At 43.9% G+C, this 3,415-nt stretch carries 3 protein-coding genes; all 3 read right to left on the bottom strand.

Annotated features, from left to right (window positions below):
• Window positions 1-516 (bottom strand): RRXRR domain-containing protein (locus tag IM322_RS13425; protein ID WP_287713238.1); only part of this gene is annotated, 516 nt, incomplete at its 3' end.
• Between the two features lie 335 nt (window positions 517-851).
• The gene (locus tag IM322_RS13420) at window positions 852-2,351 is read right to left on the bottom strand and encodes a polysaccharide biosynthesis/export family protein (RefSeq protein WP_287713237.1); all 1,500 of its coding nucleotides are present in this window, start codon (window positions 2,349-2,351) and stop codon (window positions 852-854) included.
• A gap of 98 nt (window positions 2,352-2,449) precedes the next feature.
• Window positions 2,450-3,415, bottom strand: a 966-nt coding sequence (locus IM322_RS13415; RefSeq protein ID WP_287713236.1) for an RNA-guided endonuclease InsQ/TnpB family protein, incomplete at its 5' end; no start/stop codon positions are given.

The raw sequence follows: 3,415 nt of genomic DNA, 5'->3' as shown, positions 1-3,415 counted from the left end.
TAGCTCAACATCGGCTTTGATGTACTCAAAGTAAATATCGGTAATTGGATAGATTTTGGTTAGTTCGGAAACGACTCGAAGTTCAAGTTGACGATTGGCTCTGCTTGAGGGAGCTAATTTTCCTTGTTTTCTATTTGAGAATCGTTTTTGTCGATGCGCTCTTAGATTAAAGGGAAGTTGGCGGTTAATCCGTCTTCCTCTACGTCCTCTTCGCATTAAGCACCGATTGTCCATGCGCTCTTTTACTCGTTTAAAAGGAAGTTCTAAGTGAGCCTTCCAAAGAGTAAAAAGAGAGGATTGAACGCCAATTCCAGAGAATAATTTACCCGGGTCAATACCAATGGCAATCGGTTGGGTTTTGTTATCGGAAGGTTCATCGGTTAGCTGGACATAGAAAATATCTAAGTCGTTGAATTTACCGATAGCTTTTCCTTCTTTAATCCACCGTCTGGCCCGACTGGGTTTAGTTGGCATTAACGGCTTTCCGTCTTTTGAGATAACAGGAACTCTTTCCATGGAGATAATCCTTAAGAGTGAAGTTAAAGTCCCTTTCCGCAACACAATCAAGATGTTTTGTCTAACAACGCTTTACCAATAAAGCTGAGAGGGAATCCGAACTAGGGAAGCATTCGGAGGTCTGTGCCAGATTGTGTCTCGGTGCGGTAGTCTCTACTTGCGTCGCCTAAATTGGTCTAGGCAAGCCCCGTCCCTTTTAGGGCGGGGTTAGTGACAGTTTTCTTTCCTGAGTCTATTGAGCAGAAAAGCCGTGACTGCTCACGACTTTTTGCCGTTTCTATATCTATTATTAGCTCGATTACTTAGCTAATGACATCGGGGTAAGGTAAACTTTTTTAACGGAAAAGATTAAAAAATCCGTTGAAGAAACCCGTCAGACCAGTAAAGGGACTTAAAACCGTGCCGAGGGTGTCGGTAGCAGAGGCCAGATTGCTACGATGAACCACCACCACATCATTATTGCGGAGAATCGGGTTAGTTTTCTCGTTGATACCCTGGGAAAAATCGATGTTAATTGAGGTTTTGGTGACAGTCCCGTTAGGATTGAGACGAATTAATTCCACTGTGGACTGATTGGCCCGACGCTTATCAAAGTCTCCTGCGGTTAAAATTGCCTGATTGAGAGGGGTATTGGGAGGAACTTCAATTGTCCCCGGTTTGGCCACTTCCCCGACCACTTTCACGTTAATGGTTTTAGGGGCAAAACTGGCCGATGCTAGGGTTTCCGATTCTTTGGCCGAGATTTCAGTAGCAGTGGGGATAATCACCGTATCCCCTTCTTGAAGAAAGATATCGCCGGTCATATCACCTTTATCGAGCAAACTCCAGAGATCTACGGGGATTTTCTGTTGGGAACCGTCACGAGTATAACGCAGCACTTGTACCTGTCGGATATCAGCGAGAGGTTTGATGCCTCCCGCTTGTTGGATAGCTTGGGTTAGTCGGGCCGGTTTCCTGGTGCCGCCGCGATCTTGGTCATTATTGTTGTTATTGTTATTGTTGGGAGTGGGGACAATGCGATGGGACCCCGGACGATAAACTTCTCCCACCACAGTAACATTAATTTCTCGATCGCTATCTAGTCCAAAATTGGCATCGGCTAATTGATTGACTTCCCCGACGCTAAGGGTTGTTTTGGTGGGAATAACGATGCTATCACCATCTCTGAGGCTAATATCTTGGGTTTTATCGCCTTTTTGGATTAATTGCCAGAGATTCGCTTGAATTAGCTGTTCTTGTCCCTTGAGGTTGCGTCGGATTTGAACTTGACCAATATCGGCCACCGTAGTCACTCCCCCCGCTTGCCGGATTATTTCGGTCAATAGGGGCGTTTTTTGGCTTTGTTCGGGGTTAATTGTGTAAGTACCCGGACGATTAACTTCCCCCGCGATGGCGATTTGCAGAGGCCGGGGGGTGAGAATGCTAACAGTAACCACGGGACGTTTGAGATAGGTGCTGTAACGTTTAGCGAGGGTTTGGCCGGCTTCGGTGACGGTCATTCCTTCCACTTTGACGCTACCAATTAGAGGTAAAGTCAGGGTTCCATCGGCTAAAACGAGGAAATCGCCGCTTAAATCCGCGACTTGGTAAACGGTGACGCGGACTTTATCCCCTTCTCCTAGGGTGTACTCTTTGCTTTCTGCGGGGATAGGAGCAATCGCCTCTTTAGCGGGTGCAGGACTACTCGCAGGAGTGGCTTGGACTGGGCGGGCTTCTAAGGAAGTTAGGGGGGCAATAGTGCCGATAATTAATAGATAACGTAGTGATTTACTGATTAAATCCTGTAATTGGCTGCTATTTAACATGATCAATAGGATTAATTTTATCGTTGACATTGGCGATCAGTGTAACACAAATAGTCGATCGCCTATGGAAACCCCCTGCAATATCGCATCTATCGAGAGTTACCGCTAACTTTGACATACTCCCACCGTCAAGCTACGCTGTGACGGGGGATTCTTGACCCATCGCTGTTAGAAATTCCTTGTTCAACGAGACAGCTTAGATTCTCAATGTCTCCATTAAGAATCCAGAGGCCGGACTCTGCCAAGGCGTTTGGGTCGGTTTCTGTTTGCCCAACAGTACCGTTGAGATGATTTCCCAAATATTTCAACCCTTTTTTAAGAATATTGATTGCTGCATTATGATCCCTATCTAAGACTGTTTTACAATTGGGACATTGATGAGTTCTAGTGCTTAATGATTTTTGAACTCTCGTCCCACAAACTGAACAATCTTGAGAAGTGAAATGGGGAGGTACAGCAACACAAACAATCTGATAAATCTTGGCAAAATAATTCAACCATTCAGTGAATTGATACCAAGAAGCATCGGAAATCGACTTGGCCAGCTTACGGTTTTTGACTAAGTTTCTTACCTTTAAAGCTTCATAAACTACCAGATCATTAGACTGGACTAACGCCAAAGCGTCTTTAATTGCTTTGTCTTTACGTTGTCTTGATACTTTAAGGTGAAGTTTAGCTACTTTTATCCGTTGCTTGTGATAGTTGTTAGACTGTTTCTTTCCTTGACGAAATCGTTTTGATAATCTCCTTTGTGCTTTTTTAAGTCGTTTTTCTGACTTTCTTAAATAACGTGGATTCTCCACAGTATTGCCTTGAGCGTCAGTATAAAATTCCTTTAACCCTAAGTCAATTCCTGTTATTTGTCCCGTTGGTTTATGGTATTCTTGCCGTTCTACGTCAATCAAAAACTGGCAATAATAACCGTCAGCACGTCTAACAACTCTTACCCGTTTAATCTGTTGCTCTGAATAATAAACTAATGTCTTTTGACTACACCATAAATCAAATTCTCCTGCTTTAAAACCATCAGTAAATCTGATTTTACGTCGATCATTAGATAGTTGGTAGCCTGTTAGTTTATACTCAACCGAACG

It is taken from the genome of Microcystis sp. M109S1, from assembly GCF_020247025.1.
GTDB lineage: Bacteria > Cyanobacteriota > Cyanobacteriia > Cyanobacteriales > Microcystaceae > Microcystis.
Note: the sequence above shows the minus strand (reverse complement) of the source record. Positions and strands in the feature narration are given on the sequence as shown.

What these genes read in the sequence shown, in the direction of transcription:
- IM322_RS13420 (WP_287713237.1), bottom strand. Translation starts at nt 2,351, where the DNA reads ATGTCAACGATAAAATTAATCCTATTGATCATGTTAAATAGCAGCCAA.